17 protein-coding genes and 1 pseudogene are annotated in these 17205 nt (G+C 70.6%); 8 read left to right on the top strand and 10 right to left on the bottom strand.

Annotation, left to right across the window (positions count from 1 at the left end; all coding sequences use genetic code 11):
- Positions 1-18: 18 nt before the first annotated feature.
- Positions 19-1611, bottom strand: a complete 1593-nt coding sequence (locus RPX00_RS26875) for a PucR family transcriptional regulator (protein ID WP_406629466.1) — start codon at positions 1609-1611, stop codon at positions 19-21.
- A 117-nt stretch (positions 1612-1728) separates the two neighbouring features.
- Here RPX00_RS26875 and pruA point away from each other — a divergent pair, with 117 nt between their 5' ends.
- Both pruA and RPX00_RS26885 read left to right on the top strand, forming a co-directional pair.
- A complete protein-coding gene (pruA, locus tag RPX00_RS26880) occupies positions 1729-3357 on the top strand; it encodes an L-glutamate gamma-semialdehyde dehydrogenase (protein WP_406629468.1) in 1629 nt (542 codons plus the stop codon).
- Between the two features lie 15 nt (positions 3358-3372).
- On the top strand, positions 3373-4302 hold the full coding sequence (locus tag RPX00_RS26885; protein WP_406629470.1) for a proline dehydrogenase family protein: 930 nt from the start codon (positions 3373-3375) through the stop codon (positions 4300-4302).
- 77 nt (positions 4303-4379) lie between these two features.
- Here RPX00_RS26885 and trxA read toward each other — a convergent pair whose 3' ends face one another.
- On the bottom strand, positions 4380-4751 hold the full coding sequence (gene trxA / locus RPX00_RS26890) for a thioredoxin (protein WP_378309216.1): 372 nt from the start codon (positions 4749-4751) through the stop codon (positions 4380-4382).
- An 88-nt stretch (positions 4752-4839) separates the two neighbouring features.
- Between trxA and RPX00_RS26895 the strand changes: the two genes are divergently transcribed.
- A complete protein-coding gene (locus RPX00_RS26895; protein WP_182890496.1) occupies positions 4840-5079 on the top strand; it encodes a DUF2630 family protein in 240 nt (79 codons plus the stop codon).
- Between the two features lie 61 nt (positions 5080-5140).
- A complete protein-coding gene (locus RPX00_RS26900; RefSeq protein ID WP_406629471.1) occupies positions 5141-5728 on the top strand; it encodes a TetR/AcrR family transcriptional regulator in 588 nt (195 codons plus the stop codon).
- Between the two features lie 648 nt (positions 5729-6376).
- Here the strand turns inward: RPX00_RS26900 and RPX00_RS26905 are convergent.
- The 7 genes and pseudogenes from RPX00_RS26905 to RPX00_RS26935 form a co-directional block, all read right to left on the bottom strand.
- Positions 6377-7944: pseudogene (locus tag RPX00_RS26905) on the bottom strand (alpha/beta hydrolase).
- A gap of 123 nt (positions 7945-8067) precedes the next feature.
- Complete coding sequence (locus tag RPX00_RS26910; protein WP_406629472.1) at positions 8068-9141, bottom strand: ATP-dependent DNA ligase; 1074 nt, start codon at positions 9139-9141, stop codon at positions 8068-8070.
- A gap of 26 nt (positions 9142-9167) precedes the next feature.
- A complete protein-coding gene (locus tag RPX00_RS26915) occupies positions 9168-9767 on the bottom strand; it encodes an alkaline shock response membrane anchor protein AmaP (protein ID WP_406629474.1) in 600 nt (199 codons plus the stop codon).
- A complete protein-coding gene (locus tag RPX00_RS26920; protein ID WP_406629475.1) occupies positions 9767-10300 on the bottom strand; it encodes a DUF6286 domain-containing protein in 534 nt (177 codons plus the stop codon). Before RPX00_RS26920 ends, RPX00_RS26915 begins: the two co-directional genes overlap by 1 nt.
- Positions 10300-10686, bottom strand: coding sequence for an Asp23/Gls24 family envelope stress response protein (locus tag RPX00_RS26925; protein ID WP_406629477.1), 387 nt, complete (start codon positions 10684-10686; stop codon positions 10300-10302). The genes RPX00_RS26920 and RPX00_RS26925 overlap by 1 nt, the downstream gene beginning before the upstream one ends.
- Positions 10683-10859, bottom strand: coding sequence for a hypothetical protein (locus RPX00_RS26930; protein ID WP_378309199.1), 177 nt, complete (start codon positions 10857-10859; stop codon positions 10683-10685). Before RPX00_RS26930 ends, RPX00_RS26925 begins: the two co-directional genes overlap by 4 nt.
- Positions 10860-11078: 219 nt before the next feature.
- The gene (locus tag RPX00_RS26935; RefSeq protein WP_406629478.1) at positions 11079-11534 is read right to left on the bottom strand and encodes an Asp23/Gls24 family envelope stress response protein; all 456 of its coding nucleotides are present in this window, start codon (positions 11532-11534) and stop codon (positions 11079-11081) included.
- Positions 11535-12542: 1008 nt separating this feature from the next.
- On the opposite strand from RPX00_RS26935, the gene zapE reads away from it, so the two are divergent.
- A complete protein-coding gene (zapE, locus tag RPX00_RS26940) occupies positions 12543-13586 on the top strand; it encodes a cell division protein ZapE (protein ID WP_406629480.1) in 1044 nt (347 codons plus the stop codon).
- Here zapE and RPX00_RS26945 read toward each other — a convergent pair.
- Positions 13528-14109 (bottom strand): phosphatase PAP2 family protein, encoded by a 582-nt coding sequence (locus RPX00_RS26945; protein ID WP_406629482.1) that lies wholly within the window; start codon positions 14107-14109, stop codon positions 13528-13530. The genes zapE and RPX00_RS26945 overlap by 59 nt on opposite strands.
- A gap of 76 nt (positions 14110-14185) precedes the next feature.
- Here RPX00_RS26945 and RPX00_RS26950 point away from each other — a divergent pair, with 76 nt between their 5' ends.
- Genes RPX00_RS26950 through RPX00_RS26960 form a run of 3 tightly spaced genes read left to right on the top strand, consistent with a single transcriptional unit; the run spans position 14186 to position 17196 of the window.
- On the top strand, positions 14186-15337 hold the full coding sequence (locus RPX00_RS26950) for a serine hydrolase domain-containing protein (protein WP_406629483.1): 1152 nt from the start codon (positions 14186-14188) through the stop codon (positions 15335-15337).
- Between the two features lie 24 nt (positions 15338-15361).
- Positions 15362-15712: an EF-Tu/IF-2/RF-3 family GTPase gene (locus tag RPX00_RS26955; RefSeq protein WP_406629485.1), complete on the top strand. Its 351-nt coding sequence runs from the start codon at positions 15362-15364 to the stop codon at positions 15710-15712.
- On the top strand, positions 15709-17196 hold the full coding sequence (locus RPX00_RS26960) for a hypothetical protein (RefSeq protein ID WP_406629486.1): 1488 nt from the start codon (positions 15709-15711) through the stop codon (positions 17194-17196). Before RPX00_RS26955 ends, RPX00_RS26960 begins: the two co-directional genes overlap by 4 nt.
- Positions 17197-17205: the final 9 nt, after the last annotated feature.

Raw genomic sequence — 17205 nt, forward strand, 5'->3', positions numbered from 1 at the left:
CCCCCGCGGCATCCGGTTTTACAGCCGCAGCAAAAGCTCGGTGAGCAGTCGCTGCGCCGGATCGGTCAGGTCGATGCCGGACACCTCGGACGCCCGCCGCACCCGGTATCGCACGGTGTTCGGGTGGATGTTCAGCGACCGGGCGGCCGTGCGGACGTCGCCGAAAGCGTTCAAATACGCCAGCACCGCGGGGATCAGGATGTCGCCGTGGTCGGCGTCGTGGGCGCGGAGTTCAGCCAGCCGGGGGTCGCGCAGCCGAGGCTGATCTCCCAAGTAGGCCAACACTTCCGACAGCAACACGTCCGCCCGGACGTCGGCCAGCGACGCGACGTCGGACGGCCAATGCCCGCGCGTCATGGCCATCAGGACGCGGTCGGCGTCGCCCCTTGACGACGCTGCGTCCGAAAGCTTCGGCACCACCCCGCCGAGGGCGGCACGGACCGGTGTGTCGAGGTGTTTCCGTGCCGCACCAACGATTTCCTTCGCCAAAGCCAGCACCGGGGCGTCCGAATGCTCCGGCAGATCCGGCAGCAGCGCGTACACCCGGCCGCCGAGCACGCTCACGAGCGCGGTTCGCCGGTACGCGGCGGTGTGGACGGCGATCAGGTGCACCAGTTCTGCCCGGCGCAGCAACCGGTCCGACGCGGCGGTGGCCTGCTGTCGAGCAAGCGTGAACGCCAATACCTGTGCAGGACGCGCCGGATCCGCCCCGATGTCGTCCGCGACGGACTCGGCGTCGACGCGTCCTTCCAGCAACCCGGCGAGCAGATCCTCGCGCAGCCGCAGTTGCGGGTCGGGCAGGGTTCGCGCGCGGATCAGTTGCGGCGCAAGGGTTCGGCTCGCGCCGAGCAGCGCAACCTCGGCTTGTTCGGTCAGCGGTTGCGCGCCTTCCTGCACCCAGATCGTGCCGAGCGGCTGCGATCCCGCGTGAATTCCGGCGGCGATCCGGCGGCGGATCCCCAGTTCTGGCCGTTCGTCGACGCGCACGATTCCTTCGCCGGCCCGGAGGCGCTGGTAGACGCCCCATTCGCGGAGGATCGCGAGGTACCGTTCCGGTCCTTCGCGGCCCAAGATCGACAGCCGCCGCAGTTCGTCGACCTCGTCGCCGGCCCGGGAGTACGCGAGTACGCGGCTCGCCGTGTCCTCGATGCTGACGAGGCCGCCGGTGAGCGTCGCGACCGTCTGGGCCAGCGCGAACAGGTCGCCGAGCACCTCGCCGTTCTCCGCTTCGCCGCCCGCTCGGGCCGCGTCGACCACGCCGCGAGCCAGCGCTTCGACCTGCTCCCACCGCGCCTCCGCGCCGACGGTGAGCAGGGCGACGCCAGCGTCCGCCGCGACGTCTGTGCCGCCGTCGCCCTTCACCGCCACTGCGGCCGCCCCGCCGCGTCCCGCCGCCCGGATCGCTGCGGCCGCCGACCGGCCCCGCGCGCCGATCACCAGAACGAGGTCGCCGGGGTGCGTTTCGGGCGGGTCCTCGGGATCGAGGATCACCACGTCCTGCACCGGAACGCCCAGTCCGCGCGGGGCGACGAGCACTCGCACGAGAGGCTCGCCGAGCGTCGCGAGCACGTGCCGCAGCGAGGCTCCGGCGAACGGTTCAGCGGCCGTCACTGCGTAGGCCGATCGGACAAAACCATATGGGCGATTCTAGCCGCTTGAACAAACCCCTGGACGCCGCGCAGCGTTATCTTTCGGGCAACCGACAGGTAAGCCAACGAGGGAGCCGCCGTGGACGCCGTGACCCAGACCCCCACCCCGAAGAACGAGCCGGTGCTGACGTACGCGCCGGGCAGCGCCGAGCGCGCCGAGCTGGAGGGTGCGCTGAAGAAACTGGGTCAGGCCGGTCCCGTCGACCTGACGGTCACCGTCGGCGGCGAGCAGCGCGCGGGCGGCGGCGAGAAGATCGACGTTGTCCAGCCGCACAACCACAGCCATGTCCTCGGCACCATCCAGAGCGCCACGAAGCAGGACGCGACCGACGCGATCGCTGCTGCCGCGAAGGCCGCTCCGGAGTGGCGCGCGCTGTCCTACGACGACCGCGCGGCCATCCTGCTGCGCGCGGCTGACCTGCTGACCGGCCCGTGGCGCGCGAAGCTGAACGCGGCCACCATGCTGGGCCAGTCGAAGACGGCGACGCAGGCCGAGATCGACTCCGCGTGCGAACTCGCCGACTTCTGGCGCTTCAACGTCGCGTTCGGCCGCAGCATCCTCGACCAGCAGCCGGTCAGCTCGCCGGGCGTGTGGAACCGGATGGAGCACCGTTCGCTCGAGGGCTTCGTGTACGCGATCACGCCCTTCAACTTCACCGCCATCGCCGGCAACCTGCCCACCGCGCCCGCGCTGATGGGTAACACCGTGCTGTGGAAGCCGTCGCCGACGCAGAGCTTCGCCGCGCACCTGACCATGCGGCTGCTCGAAGAGGCGGGCATGCCGCCGGGCGTGATCAACCTGCTGCCGGGCGACGGCAAGGCCGTCTCCGAGGTCGCGCTGACGCACCGCGACCTGGCGGGCATCCACTTCACCGGCTCCACCGCCACCTTCCAGCACCTGTGGGGCACTGTCGGCGCGAACATCGCCGGCTACCGCAGCTACCCGCGTCTCGTCGGCGAGACCGGCGGCAAGGACTTCGTGCTCGCGCACCCGTCCGCCGACATCGACGTGCTTCGCACGGCGCTCGTTCGAGGTGCCTTCGAGTACCAGGGCCAGAAGTGCTCCGCTGCTTCGCGTGCGTACGTGCCGCGCAGCATCTGGGAGCAGCTGAAGGACGGCCTTGCATCCGAGACCGCCGCGATCAGCTACGGCGACGTCACCGACCTGTCGCACTTCGGCGGCGCGGTGATCGACCGTCGTGCCTTCGACAAGCACGCCGCGCTCTTCGAGCGCGTTAAGAACGACAGCGAGGTCGAGATCCTCGTCGGTGGCACTGCGGACGACAGCGTCGGTTACTTCGTGCAGCCGACCGTTCTCGTCTCCACGAACCCGAAGCACGAGATCTTCAGCACCGAGTACTTCGGCCCGATCCTGTCGGTGTACGTGTACGAAGACGCTGACTTCGACTCCGTGCTGCAGCTGGTCGACGAGACCGCTTCGTACGCCCTGACCGGTGCCATCATCGCGAACGACCGCGCGGCTGTCGCGAAGGCGTCGCAGGCGCTGCGGTTCGCTGCGGGCAACTTCTACGTCAACGACAAGCCGACCGGCGCCGTCGTCGGCCAGCAGCCGTTCGGCGGGGCGCGCGCGTCCGGCACGAACGACAAGGCCGGCTCGGTCTTCAACCTGCTCCGCTGGACGAGCCCGCGCTCGATCAAGGAGACGTTCGTGCCGCCGACCTCCGTGCGCTACCCGCACCAGGGCTGAGAAGGAGACGCCACCATGCTGCGTGCCCCGTTGCTCGCCGCCGCTCGTTCGCAGCGGATGCGTGCGCTGATCGAAGCGGTTCCGGTCACCCGTTCCGTGGTGCGCCGGTTCGTGTCCGGCTCGGCTACCGCCGACGCCGTGCGCGCCGCGCGGGAACTCGCCGCCGACGGCCGGAAGATCACCATCGACCACCTCGGCGAAGACACCACCGACGCCTCGCAGGCCACGGCCACCGTGCAGGCGTACGAGGAATTGCTGACGGCGCTGTCCGAACAGGGCCTCGCCAAAGGCGCGGACGTTTCGGTGAAGCTGTCCGCCGTCGGGCAGTTCCTGCCTGGCGACGGCGAAGGCGTCGCGCTCGAGAACGCGCGGAAGATCTGCGCGGCGGCCGACGCGGTCGGCGCGACGGTGACGCTAGACATGGAGGACCACACCACCACGGACTCGACGCTCGGCATCCTCCGCGAGCTGCGCGCCGAGTACCCGTGGGTCGGCGCGGTGCTTCAGGCTTACCTACACCGCACCGAACAGGACTGCCGCGAGCTGTCCGGCCCCGGGTCGCGCGTGCGGTTGTGCAAGGGCGCCTACGCCGAGCCGGAATCGGTGGCGTTCCAGGACAAGGCCGAGGTGGACAAGTCCTACGTGCGCTGCCTGCGCGTGCTGATGGCGGGCAAGGGCTACCCGATGGTGGCCTCGCACGACCCGCGGATGATCGCGATCGCGGGCAAGCTCGCCGCCGACGCCGGGCGCACGACCGGCGACCACGAGTACCAGATGCTGTACGGCATCCGGCCCGAGGAGCAGAAGCGGCTCGCCGCCGAAGGCGAGACCGTGCGCGTGTACGTGCCGTGCGGCGACGAGTGGTACGGCTACTTCATGCGACGGCTGGCCGAGCGGCCGGCGAACCTCGCGTTCTTCCTGCGCGGGCTCGTCACCCGGTCCTGAACCAGCGCGAAGGCCCGGCACCCTGGTGGGTGCCGGGCCTTCGTGTTCCCCGGGTTGTGCGCCTGCGGTGGCTGGCTTCAGGCCTGCTCGGCTTCTTGCGCGGCGGCGGCCTTGCGCACCTCGTCCATGTCGACCTCGCGGGCCTGGCGGATGAGGTCTTCCAGCGCGGCTTCCGGAAGCGCGCCGGGCTGGGCGTAGATGAGGGTCTTGTCGCGGATCACCGCGAGCGTCGGGATCGAGCGGATGTTGAACGCGGCGGCGAGCTGCTGCTCGGCCTCGGTGTCGACCTTGGTGAAGGCGATGTCGCCGTGCTTTTCCGACGCCTTCTCGAACACCGGCGCGAACTGGCGGCACGGACCGCACCAGCTCGCCCAGAAGTCGATCAGCACGAACTCGTTGTCGGTCACGGTCTGGTCGAAGTTCTCCGCGGTCAGTTCCACTGTGCTCATGGGTGGTCCAACGAACGAACCGGGTGGGGAATTCCCGGGGGCGGGGTAGCGTCCTGGGTGAGTGTTCGCACTGTCTTGGGAGGTTGGCGTGGCTGACGGGATCTTGGGACGCATCGACGAGCTGATCGCCGAGGAGAAGGAGCTGCGGGACCGGGCCATCGGGGTCGGGCTGTCCTCGGACGACCGGGAGCGGCTGCGGCGGGCCGAGGAGGAGCTGGACCAGTGCTGGGATCTGCTCCGGCAGCGGCGGGCCAGGGTCGAGTTCGACGACGACCCGGACGAGGCCTCGGTCCGGTCCGTCGGCGAGGTCGAGGGGTACCGGCAGTAGGCAAAGGCTAACCGTTAGCTTTAGGCAACTGGACAGACTTTGTGGCTGATAGCATTCGCGGATGACTGAGCCGTCCGGGCGGCGCGAGCGCAAGAAGGCCGCGACCCGCCGGAAGATCGCCGACACCGCGCTCCGGCTGTTCCTCGAGCGCGGGTACGACGAGGTGGGCATCCGGGACATCGCGGCCGAGGCCGACGTCGCGGTGACCACCGTCTTTTCGCACTTCGCCTCCAAGGAGGCGCTGGTGTTCGAGCAGGACTCGAACTTCGAGGACAGTCTTCGCGGGGCGGTCTCCGGGCGGGCCCCGGAGGAGCCGTTGATCCCGGCCTTGCGGGACGAGATCCAAGCCCTCGTGCGGCACTGCACGGCGGACAGCGTCGCGCCGGTCTGGCGGATGATCGACGGATCGCCCGCGCTGCGGGAGTACGAGGAATCGATGCGGCTGCGGCACGCGGAGTCGCTGGCGGCCGCGATGGCGGCCGATCCCGGGCTGGAGCGCACCCCGACGGCGTGCCGGGCGATCGCCCGGTTCGTGGTCGACGCCTATTCGGTGGCACGCGAGGCGGCCGATCCGGAGGCCGCCGTGGACGAGGTCTTCCGGATGATCGAGGCGGCCTGGGCGGCGACCAGTCCGGTCGCGTCTCGTTAGGGCGGCCGGTTTTCCGGCGCCGGACGGCCGCGAGTTCTCCGCACTCCGGCTCGCGAGCGGCGGAATCCGGTGCGTTATCGCGGTTTTGGGCACTCGCAGTGAGATCTTCGGTATCGCACGGGTGAGCCGATCCCACTGGTTCGAGCGATGCGGCATCGAACAGGTGTTCGAGATACTGGTGGGGTGTTCGAAACGACTTCGGCGGGGCAGCCCCGGTCCCGCCATCCCAGACCACAGCGGGGCGAACGACTGCTCAGCCGGATCAGGCGGCTGCTGCGCGCCGGATGGCTGCGATGTTTCGGCCGGGCGGAACCGCCTGACCGGTGCGCTGCCGCTGCCATGGAAACCGCGTGCTCCGATCCCGAGAAAGACAGCGCTTATCAGGCCGCCGACACTACGAAGGCCGAGAGGGGCACTACCTGTCAGGCTGGCGAAACCACGAAGGCTGAGAGCGAGACTGCCTGCCAGGTCGCCGAAACCACGAATGCCGAGGACGAGACTGCTTGCCAGGCTGCCGAAACCGCGAGGACCGAGAACGAGACTGCTTGCCAGGCTGCCGAAACCGAGAGGACCGAGGACGAGACTGCTTGCCAGGTCGCCGACACCACGAAGCCCGAGAACGACGCTGCCTGCCAGGCTGGCCGGTCGTCAGGCCGGGCAGAGCGTGCCGTTGTCCGGGACCTTGCCGTCGATCAGGAAGGACTGCGCGGCGGAGGTGACGCAGGGGGACTGGCCCACCGCGCCGTGCGCGACGCCCTGCCAGGTGACGGTCACGGCGCTGGGCATCTGGTCCGCGGCCCGGGTGGTGCCGATCTGCGGCGTCACCGGGTCGGTGGCGGTCGCGGCGACCAGGATGGGCGGGGCTCCCGGCGCACCGGCCGGGGGCAGCGCCTCGCGGCGGACCGGCCAAGCACCGCACCAGGCCAGTTCCTGCGCGATCGCGGCGCCGAACTGCGGGTACTTGGCGCGCATTCCCGTTCCGGCGCGGTCCAGCTGATCGGCGGGCAGCCGGGTGGCCGAGTCGTTGCACCGGGTCGCCATGGTGCCGCCGATGCGCGACGTGCGGCCGCGCACGTCGGCCACGATCGGATTCGCGAAGCCGGCCAGCGCGGTGACGTTGCCGTTCTTGGCGGCGTTCAGCGCGTCGGCGAGGGCGGGCCAGGCGGAACGGTCGGCGAGTCCTTGGTACACCGCGTAGGTCGCCACGCCCGGGCTCATCGTCACGCCGTCGTCAGTGTCCACAGGGGACGTGCGAAGTCGATCGGTCACCGTCTTCAGCGCGGCTTTCGCGTCGCCCAGCGGGCAGTTGCGGGCGGCGCAGTCCGCGGCGAAGGCGTCGAACGTCGCCTGCGCGCCGGCGGCCACCGCGTCGAGCACGGCCGCTCGGTCGGCGCCCGGGTCCGGGATGCCGTCCAGCACCATGCGGCCCACCTGCGCCGGATAACGCACCGCGTACTCGGAAAGCACCTTCGAGCCGTCGCCGCGGCCCAGCGCGTTCAGGCGGTCAAGGCCCAGCTGTTTGCGCAGCTGGTCGAGATCGCCGGCGGTGCGCCAGCTGTCCAGCGCGGTCTGCGCGGTGTCGAGGTCGAGCGCGCATTGCTGACCGGCCCGGCGAGCCGCGTCGAGCACGTCGCCGAGGCCGCCGTTCGCGGGGTCCGCGCCCAGCAGCTCCGAACGCACCTCCAGCGGCACGCACTGCACCCCGCCGGACAGCCCGGTGCCGCGCCGGTCGACGCCGATCAGCGAGAACTTCTTCAGGAACTCCGGCGGCAGCTGGGTCGCCAGCCGCGCGGCGAACAGCGAGCCCGGCTCGCCGCCGACGTCGTTCACCACCACCAGCGGGATCGGGCCGTCGCCTGCCTTGAGCACGAGGATGCGGGCGAGCAGATGCTGCGAATCGTCGGGCGCGTCGAGCGGGGAGGTCATGCGGGCGCAGCTGACGTGCAGCGAGTCGGGCAGCGCCGGTGCGGACATCCGCTGCCGGGTGTCCGCGTCGCAGTTGGCCCAGCGCAGTGCGGATTTCTTGGGCTCGGCCAGCGGCGGCAGCGGCACCGCGGCGGTGCTCGGGGAGGTGCGGCGGTGGCGCGCCCGTCGTTGTCGATCACGGCCGGCCGCACGGAGGGCCCGCTGGTGCACCCGGCGAGCAGGAGCACTCCCAGCGTCGCCGCCACCAGCCGGGCGCGCGAACGGAAACGGCTGGGGGAACGGCGGTGCACGGGCTGGTCCTCACGTCTGCTCGGCGGAACTCTCGGACGAGCTTGGCACGCCTGGTGTGGGAAGCCAGTGAGCGGGTCCCGCGGCGTGTCCGGTCCACGCTGGTCCGGGCGGCGAGGGCCGGGTCAGCGGGTCCGGACGACCTCGCCCTGAAACACCGCTGCCAGGTCGTAGCGCGCCGGCTCGTCCAGCTGTGCGTAGCCGCACGACGACGGCTCGCGGTCCGGCCGCCAGCGCGCAAACTGCGCGGTGTGCCGGAAGCGAGACGGATAGCCGCCTTCCGTGTGCTCGTACGAGACCTCCACCACGCGCTCCAGCCGCAGCGGCACCCACGGCTGTTCTTTCGAACGCCAGCGCGTGATGCCGCCCGGCACCCGCTGTCCTTCGCGGACCGCGTCGCCCAGCCACGGATGCCCTTCGCCGTCAGTGATCAGCGGGGCCAGCTCCTGCGCCAGCTCGCGGCGACGCGCGACCGGGAACGAACCGACCACGCCGACGTGGTGCAGCAGCCCGTTCTCGTCGTACAGACCCAGCAGGAACGAGCCGACCGCCTCACCGGGTTCGCCGTCCACGTGCCAGCGCAGGCCCGCCAGCACGCAATCCGCGGTGCGGGAATGCTTGTACTTGAACAAAACTCGCTTGCCCGGCGAATACGGCTCGTCCAGCGGCTTGCCGATCACGCCGTCCAGCCCGGCCCCCTCGAACAGCTCGAACCAGTGCCGCGCGGTCTCCGGGGCGGTCGTCGCCGGCGTCAGCGCGATGCCCGGCAGGGACTCGAGCCGTTCGCGGCGCGCCGACGTCGGCTCGTCCACAAGCGACTCGTCGCCCAGCGCGAGCACGTCGAAGGCCACGAACTGCGCGGGCGACTGTTCGGCGAGCAGCTGGACGCGGCTCTCGGCCGGGTGGATGCGCTCGGTCAGCGCGTCGAAATCGAGCTTGCCGTCGCGGGCCACCACCAGCTCGCCGTCGAGCACCACCCGCTCCGGCAAGGATTCCCGCAGCGCGGCGAGGACCTCCGGGAAATACCGGTTCAGCGGTTTCTCCGCGCGCGACTGCAGGGTGATCTCGTCGCCGTCGCGGAAAACCAGGCAGCGGAACCCGTCCCACTTCGGCTCGAACAGCAGGCCGCCGGAATCGGGGATGGCTTTCGCCGGCTTCGCCAGCATGGGCTTGATCGGTGCCTGCACAGGGAGGGCCATGCGGGCATTCTGGGCGAAACGCGGGATCAGCGCACGCGTGCCGGGCCAGCCGTGTCGAGTTCGAGCCGCACGGCGGTCGGCAGCGTCGCGACGCCGAGCGATTCCCTGGCCCGGGTCAGCACGTACGCGTCGAGGTCTTCCCACACTCGCCGGACGTCTGTGCCCTCAGCCAGCCAGAGCGTGATCCGCAACGCTGGTTCGTCCACAGTGCCGACGGACCGGACGCGCGCCCGAGTGACCCCGTCGAGGCTTTCCGCGTCCGTCTGCACGGCCTCGGCCAAAGCCCCGGAGGTGACGGTCAGCTCCGCGCCGATCGTGTCGTCGAGCTTCAGGTCCGGACGGCGTTCCGGGCGCAGCGAACGGAAAAACCACCACAGCCCGAGCACCAGCAGCAGCACCCCGAGCACGACCGCGCCGATCCGCGCGTACAGCGAATGGTCGCGGAGCCAGCCGACCGCGATCGGGTCGAGCACCGGTCGGTGCCCGCGGAACTGCCCGAGCCATCCCATGCCGACCGCGAGCGCGCCGGCACCGGCCAGCACCCCGAGCACGCCGACCAGAGAGGTCAGCGTGCGCTCGGCGCCGTGCGAACGGCCTTGCGCGCGGCGCGCCGCGGAAGCACTCATCACCGGTCCTTCGGGGAGTCGACGACGACCGACACCTTCGGGCGGCGCTGCAGCGGGAGATCGTCCAGCACCCCGGCGACGGTCTCCAGCAGCCGCGGCCGCAGCTGTTCCTCGTTTTCCAGACGGCTTGTCGCGCGCACGCGCACCCGGCGGGAGCTGGCCGTCACGGACGCGCCACGCACGTTGTCCTCTGCGCGCACCGCCAGCCCGACCAACCGCGCGAGCGCCCGCGGCGACGTGCTCACCGTGATGCCGTCGGCGGGGTCGGTCATCCGCACCGCGCGGTCGCCCGCGCCGAGCGCCAGCACCAGGAGCACGAGCCCGGCGAGCACCGCGATTCCGGCGGTGAGCCGCACCGGCGTGCTGGTCCAGTCCAGCTCGGCGATCTCGGTCTTCCACCGGGGCCACGGCACCAGCAGCGGCGCCTTGCCGGGCTGCCACCAAGACCATCCGACCTCGAGCGCCAGCAGCGCGCCGCCGACCGCGACGGCCAGACCGAGCACAGTGGACAGAAGACGGACGAGGACGCGCATCATCGCACCCTCGGCGGCACGTCCGGCAGCAGCGCGGTGACCTTCACCGCGACCGAACGCACCTGATAGGAGGTGATCCGCTCGACCTCTTCGACGACCTTCGCGCGCACCTGCCCGGTCACTTCCCGCACCGGAGCCGGATAGCGCAGCGCCAGATCGAGGGACAGCTCGACGTCGTTGTCCGAGCCGCCGACCTTCGCGGACGCACCGGAAGTCCCCGTGCTGACGCCCGCGACGCGGCGTTCGGTGGACATCGTCCCGGGCACCTGGTCGGCGGCATGCTGCGCGACCTTGCGCACGACCGCGTGCGCGATGGTCAGCGAACCGCGTTCGGCGGGCTCCGGGAGGTCGCTGCGGGTCGGCCCTGCCTCGACCGCCCGGGTCACCTGTCCCGGCCCTTCCCGAACAGGTCGCCGAGGTCGAGTTCGCCGTCGAGGACCCGGCCGACCACGAGCCCGATGAGGCCGACCGCGAAGGTCACCAGGAAAGCGGTGAACCCCTGAGTGGCGGCCAGGCCGAGAATCAGCCCGGCGAGGATCCCGGTCTGCGTAGCGTTCAACGTGCGCCCTCCTGGGATTGCTTGCTGCGGCGAGTAAGGGGTGATGACTGATCTGACGTGCGGTGGCGAGCGGGTTGGTGCCCGGTGCGGTTTGCGGAGTGCCGGAGCGTTCCGGCTTCGCTGCCGGTCAGCTGTCGCTGTCCGGGCGCCGTCGCCACGCTCGGGCCTTCGGAACCGGCGCGGTGCCGGGGCCCGCGGCAGCGGACCGGCGATCGCCGGTCACTCGACCCGGCTGGACTCGGGTTCGTCCTCCTCGCCGGGCAGGTGGATGTCGTTGACCGAGATGTTGACCTCGATCACCTCGAGCGCGGTGATCTGCTCGACCGCGGTGATGACGTTGCGCCGGACGTCGCGCGCGACCTCGGCGATCCGCGCGCCGTATTCGACGACGACATCGAGGTCGATCGCGGCCTGCTTCTCGCCGACCTCCACCGAGACACCGGCGGTGGACGTCGAGCCCGAGCCCGGGATCCGGTCCCGGATGGCCCCGATCGCCCGCGACACGCCGCCGCCGAGCGCGTGCACGCCTGCGACCTCGCGCGCCGACAGCGCCGCGATCTTCTGCACGACCAGCGACGAGATCGTGGTGCGCCCGGCGGTGTCCGTCTGCTCGACCGACGTCAGCGCGGCGGAGGGGACGGCGGACGGGACATCGGGCCGGTTCGGGGTCGGCATGGTTCCTCGCTCCCTGTAGCGGACATGGCGCGTCCAGTGTCGCCGCGAGCGGCTCGCGGCGCCGGAGACGTGCCCGCTAGAACGATGTCCCGACCGGGCGAAAACTCACGCGGCATCCCTCGGATGGGTGATACGGCGCGAGGTTGGCGAGGGCATCGGCACTTCGGCGGCGACCGTCGGCCCGCGCCTGGCTCGCTTGGCTCACGCCTGGAACGACGCGGCGAAAGACGAGCGCACCCGATCGCCTCGGCGGCACAAAGGTGGCTGCGGCTGGGAACCGTGAGGGTTTGCCGAGCCTGCCCGGCTTCATGGCCCGGGAGCGGTCGCCCATGCGTAGCGTGGCGGCGGGCGTTGAGCCGACGCTCGGCGGGTTCGGGGCTGTGATGGCCGACGGCAGTCGCCGACGCCCGGCTGCTCCGGGCCGCGACGTCTGGGGTGGTCGTCGGTGCCCAGCTGTTCTGGGAGCGGGCGATAGCTGGCGGCGGTCACCGGTGTTCGGCGGTTCCGGAGCGCGTGACGGTTGGTGGCAACTAGTGGTTTCGGGGCGAGTGAGGGCTGGCGGCAGGCGTCGGTGTCCGGCGGGTCGTGGAGGGGCGCGCGATGGTTGGCGGCGGTTAGCGGTGTCGGCTGATCAGGGGCGCGCGAGGGGCAGCGGTGTTCGGCGGTTCCCGGGGCACGCCAGGGATGGCCGGCGGCGTTCAGCGGCGTCCGGTGGTTTCGGGGCGCACGATGGTCGCCGGTGTTCGGCGGTTCTGGGGTGAAGGCTGTCTGGCCGCAGTCAGCGGTGCTTGGCGGCTCCGGCTGCGCGATGACTGGCCGGGGGAAGCGCTGCGAGTCGGGGTCGGCAGCGCCGGACCAGCGGCGAAGCCCGGTGACAGTCACCACACGCGGCCCGCTTCAGCCGCTCTGTTGTCGGCCGAAAGGGGGCTTCGACCGGGGGATTTGCGGTGCTCCGGCGGGCTGAGGCGAGCCGAGGGCGCCGGGAGCGTCCGGATAGGCTCTGCGACCATGCCCGCAGCTGCGCTGACCGACCGGTTTCCCGAGCTTGGGGCCGATGAGCTGATCGCCTCCCTCGTGCCGCCGCCGCGGTTTGGCGAGGCTCGGTTCTCCACTTACCTGCCCAATCCGGACGAGCCCAGCCAGGCCGCGGCGGTCGAGGCGTGTTCGGCGTTCGCTTCGCGGATCGGGGCGGCGAAGGCCAGGAAGTCGCGGCTGCGGTCGCTCTTCGGCGGCGGTGCGGCGATTCCGGACGGGCCGATGGGGCTTTACCTCGACGGCGGGTTCGGCGTCGGCAAGACCCACCTGCTCGCCTCGACCTGGCACGCGACTCCGGGGCCGAAGGCGTACGGGACGTTCGTCGAGTTGACCCACCTGGTCGGCGCGCTGGGGTTCGCCAACGCGGTCGCGCGGCTGTCGGAGCACCGACTGCTCGCGATCGACGAATTCGAGCTGGACGATCCCGGCGACACCACGCTGGTCAGCCGGTTGTTGCAGGAACTCACCGACGCGGGCGTTTATGTCGCGGCGACCTCCAACACGTTGCCGGACAAGCTCGGCGAGGGGCGGTTCGCCGCGGAGGACTTCCTGCGGGAGATCCAGGCGTTGTCGCGGCGGTTCGGCGTCGTCCGGGTCGACGGGCCGGACTACCGGCACCGCGGGCTGCCTGATGCGCCGCCGCCGGTCGGCGACGACGAGCTGGACGCGTCCGCTGCCGCGCACGAAGGGTCCACTGTGGACGAGTTCGGGGCGTTGATGAAGCATCTCGAGCGGCTGCATCCGTCGCGGTACGGGAAGCTGCTCGACGGGGTGCGGCGGGTGCACCTCAAGCACGTGACGCCGGTGCCGGACCAGATGGTCGGGCTTCGGCTGGTCGCGCTGGCGGACCGGCTGTACGACCGCGCGATCCCAGTGGTGGTGTCCGGGGTTCCGCTGCCCGAACTGTTCGGCGAGGAGATGCTGAACGGCGGTTACCGCAAGAAGTACCTGCGTGCGATCAGCCGGTTGACGGCTCTGGCGCGCGACGCGGTGACAGCGCCGCCCGCAGCGCGGTGACCACGGCGGGGGCGAAGCAGACGCCGCCGGCGATGTCTGTGAGGTAGTGGTAGCCGAGGCCGATCATGCCGACGGCTGCGCAGGCGACCAGCACTACGGCCACGACAGCGGCGACAGCCTTGAAGCGGACTAGCAGCACCACGACGGTGAGGACGGCTACCAGGCTGACGGTGTGGCCGCTCGGGTAGACGAGTGTGCCGCCTTTCCAGCGGTCGAAGGCAGGCTTCAGGGCCCAGCTGTTGAGTGCGATGGCGATGAAGGGGCCTGCCACGGCTAGTAGTGCGTTTCGTCGGGAGCGTTGGTAGAGGCAGATTCCGGCGATGACCACCACGGCGGGGATGAGCACGTACGGCTCGGTGGGCAGCACAAGGGTGTTGAGCAGTCCTGGGCTTAGGGGCGCGGCGGACTTCTCGGCCCACTGGTCCACTGTGCCGGGTGGGTACGGCGCGACGAGGAGTCCTAACCCGAGCGTGGCGAGTGCGCAGAGTGCGGCGAAGAGGGCGAGAGTCCGCCTGACGGTCACGGATCGAAGCCTAGTCACATTCGTCGCGGTTCGCGGGTCCTTCCTTCGACACTGACGATCGGAGGGACACGAACCAATGGGGGACATCGAGATCCACGGGACTGTCGCTGACGGTTTCGAGGAGGTGCGCGAGGAGTTCGCGGTAGCGGCCGGGGCGAGCGCCGGGGTGCAGCTGGCGGTCCGCGTGCGCGGGCGGCTGGTGGTTGATCTCTGGGCTGGGGACGTTACGGGCGAGACGCTGACCGGCGTCTATTCGTCGACCAAGGGGGCGACGGCCTTGGTGGTCGCGCTGCTCGTGCAGGACGGGTTTTTGGATCTGGACGTGCCGGTCGCGCGTTGCTGGCCGGAGTTCGGTGCGGCGGGCAAGGATGGGATCACGGTGCGCGATGTGCTCACGCATCGCTCCGGCCTGATCGGGGTGGACGGCGGGCTGTCCGCGGAAGAACTCGCGGACGATCGGGTGATCGCCCGGCGGTTGGCTGGGCAACGGCCGTTTTGGCGGCCGGGTTCTGCCTACGGGTACAGCGGATTCGCTGGGTTCTCGGTCGTCGCGGAGGTGGTCCGGCGGGTCACGGGGCAGTCGGTGCAGGAGCATTTCGAGGCGCGAGTCCGCGAGCCGTATGGCCTCGATCTGTACCTCGGGCTGCCGGAGAAGGAGGAGCACCGCTACCGCGAGGTGCTGGCGGGCGAGGCGAGTGCGGAGGAACTCGCGGCGTTTCAGGCGTATGTCCCGGGGCCGCACAGTCTCGGCGGGATCGGCTACGGGCTCGACTCGACGCCGCCGCTTGACCAGGTCGCGTTCGTCAACACGCGGCGGGTGCGGGCGCTCGGGCCGGTTTCCGCGGGTGGGGTGGGCAGCGCGCGCGGGCTGGCGGGACTGTACGCGGCCGCTGTGTCCGGACTGGACGGACGGCCGCCGTTGCTCGAACCCGGCACGCTCGGCGAGTTCGCCATGCTGCATTCGACCGGCCGCGATCTGGTGACCGGCGACGCGGGCCAGTACGCGCTCGGGTTTCAGGCGAAGGGGCTGCGTTATCCGTTCTTGAGCGCGAATGCGTTCGGGCACAACGGGTCTGCTGGTTCCGAGTCCTTCGTGGACCCGCTCAGCGGCATCGCTTTCGGTTACACGCGGCGGCAGTTCTCCGCGACCTGGTCCTATCCGGAACACGACCGGCTGGCCGCCGCGGTCCACGCCGCGACCGAACGACAGGCGGTGCAAGAAGACTGACCGCTGTGATGCGATGCTTGTCCCATGTCGCTGTTCTCGCGCCGTCCGGCCGAAACCCCGTCCGGCCCGTTCCGCTTCCGGATCTCCGAGATCTACCAGATCCCGACGCGCGGAGTCGTGGTCACCGGCACGGTCACTGACGGCACCGTCCAGGTCGGTGCCAAGGCGGTAGTGCAGTTGCCCGGCGGTGCTCGCGAGGTCGTGGTGACACGGATCGAAACGGCTCGCCGCAAACGACAGTCTGCGGAAGCCGGTGCCGAGGCCGGGCTTTACCTGTCCGGTCTCAGCACCGGCGACATCCCGACCGTGCCGGGCGGCGACGGACTGCAGCAGGACAACGCCGGCTTGAGCGGCGTTGAGGTGACCTCCGCTTGAGCGGGCACTCCCATTCACCAGAACCGCGCCGTTCACCGGCGATCCGGCTGATCCGGTTCCTGCGGCTGGTGTACGCCCTGCCGATCGGGCTCGCGATCGCCGGCATCGTCGGCGGCTTCGTCCTCGGCTACGGCTGGTACATCGCGGCCGGGTCGATCGGCATCAGTCTCACCATCATGGTGCTGATCCTCGGCAGCGTCGCCCGGTCGCTGCACGGCACCGCCTCCCCGCAAGGCACGAAGTTCGTCAAGGAGCAGGGCGACCGGGCGCTCGCCAAGATCGAAAATCTCAAGACGACCGGGACGCAGATCAACGACGCGTACGTCACCGAGCTGAAGCTGGTCGTCGCGCCGCCGGACGGGCAGGCGTACAGGGCGATCGCCCGGGAGCTGATCCATCCGGTGCGTTCCGCCGCGTACCAGCCGGGCACGGTCGTCGTGGTCAAGCAAAGTGCGCGGTATCCCGGCGTGATCGTGGTGGACGCCGATCCGCCGCGGGAGTGGACTGAGCGGCCGTGGCAGGTCGGGTCCATCGGGGAGGAGCGCACGCCGGAACCCGAAGCGCGGCAAGGGAGCGTCGCCGGGCGGCTGGCCATGACGGTGGTGAGCACGGTTGTCGTCGTGGCGGCGTTGCTGGTGCCGATTCGCGACGATGTGCTCGGCCAGCTGCTCGCGCAGCCGAACATGTTCACGGCGGACACCTTGCGGGCTGGCGTGGCGAAAATGGCTGCCGAGAGCGAGCGTTTCGAAGAACTGACAGTGGAATCGGACCTGATCCGCGCTGAAGTGCCTGGAGCGGACCTCACCTATCGCGGCGGCACAGTCAAGCGCGATCCAACCAGCACCGGCGCGGCGGACAAGCAATTCGCCGCGAGTGAGGTCAATTTCGACGCGATTCCCGGCCTCGTCGCGCGTTTCGGCGGAGACCCGGCAGACGCGCGAGTGTACGTCCGCCGCGAGAAGGTCGGCGTCACGATCACCGTCCACTCAGCCAAAGACAGCGAGCGCGAGCTGGTGGCGGACGCGAAAGGCGTCCCGGCGCTCACGGCGGACGCGTTCACCGAGCGCGGTTTCGAGGAAGTCGCCGCGCTGTTGACCAAAGCGAGCGGTCGTCACGAGGTGTACGAGGCGATCATCCGCACCGATCACGTGGAGTTCCAGGTGCCCGGCCCCGCTGCGGGCACCGCGGACGACTACGACTGGCACCGCGGGCGTCTGGTCGAGCACCGGCCTTCGCCGATCCAGCCGGAGCAGGACGCGCCGCTGTTCGCGTTGTCGAAGCTGTCGCCGAAGGCGTTGCCCGCGATCCTCGCGAAGGTGAACGAACGCATGCCCGGCTTCCCCCGCGACGAGGTTTCGGTGGGGTTCCGGGAGAACAACGGGACGTGGAGCCTGAGCACGTCCGTCAAGGACGACTACGGCCGCGGCATCGAGGTGACCGCTTCGCCGGACGGATCGTCGATCGCAGTGGTGCCCACCCGGTGACCGCCGCCC

This window comes from Amycolatopsis sp. WGS_07 (genome assembly GCF_045278895.1).
GTDB lineage: Bacteria > Actinomycetota > Actinomycetes > Mycobacteriales > Pseudonocardiaceae > Amycolatopsis.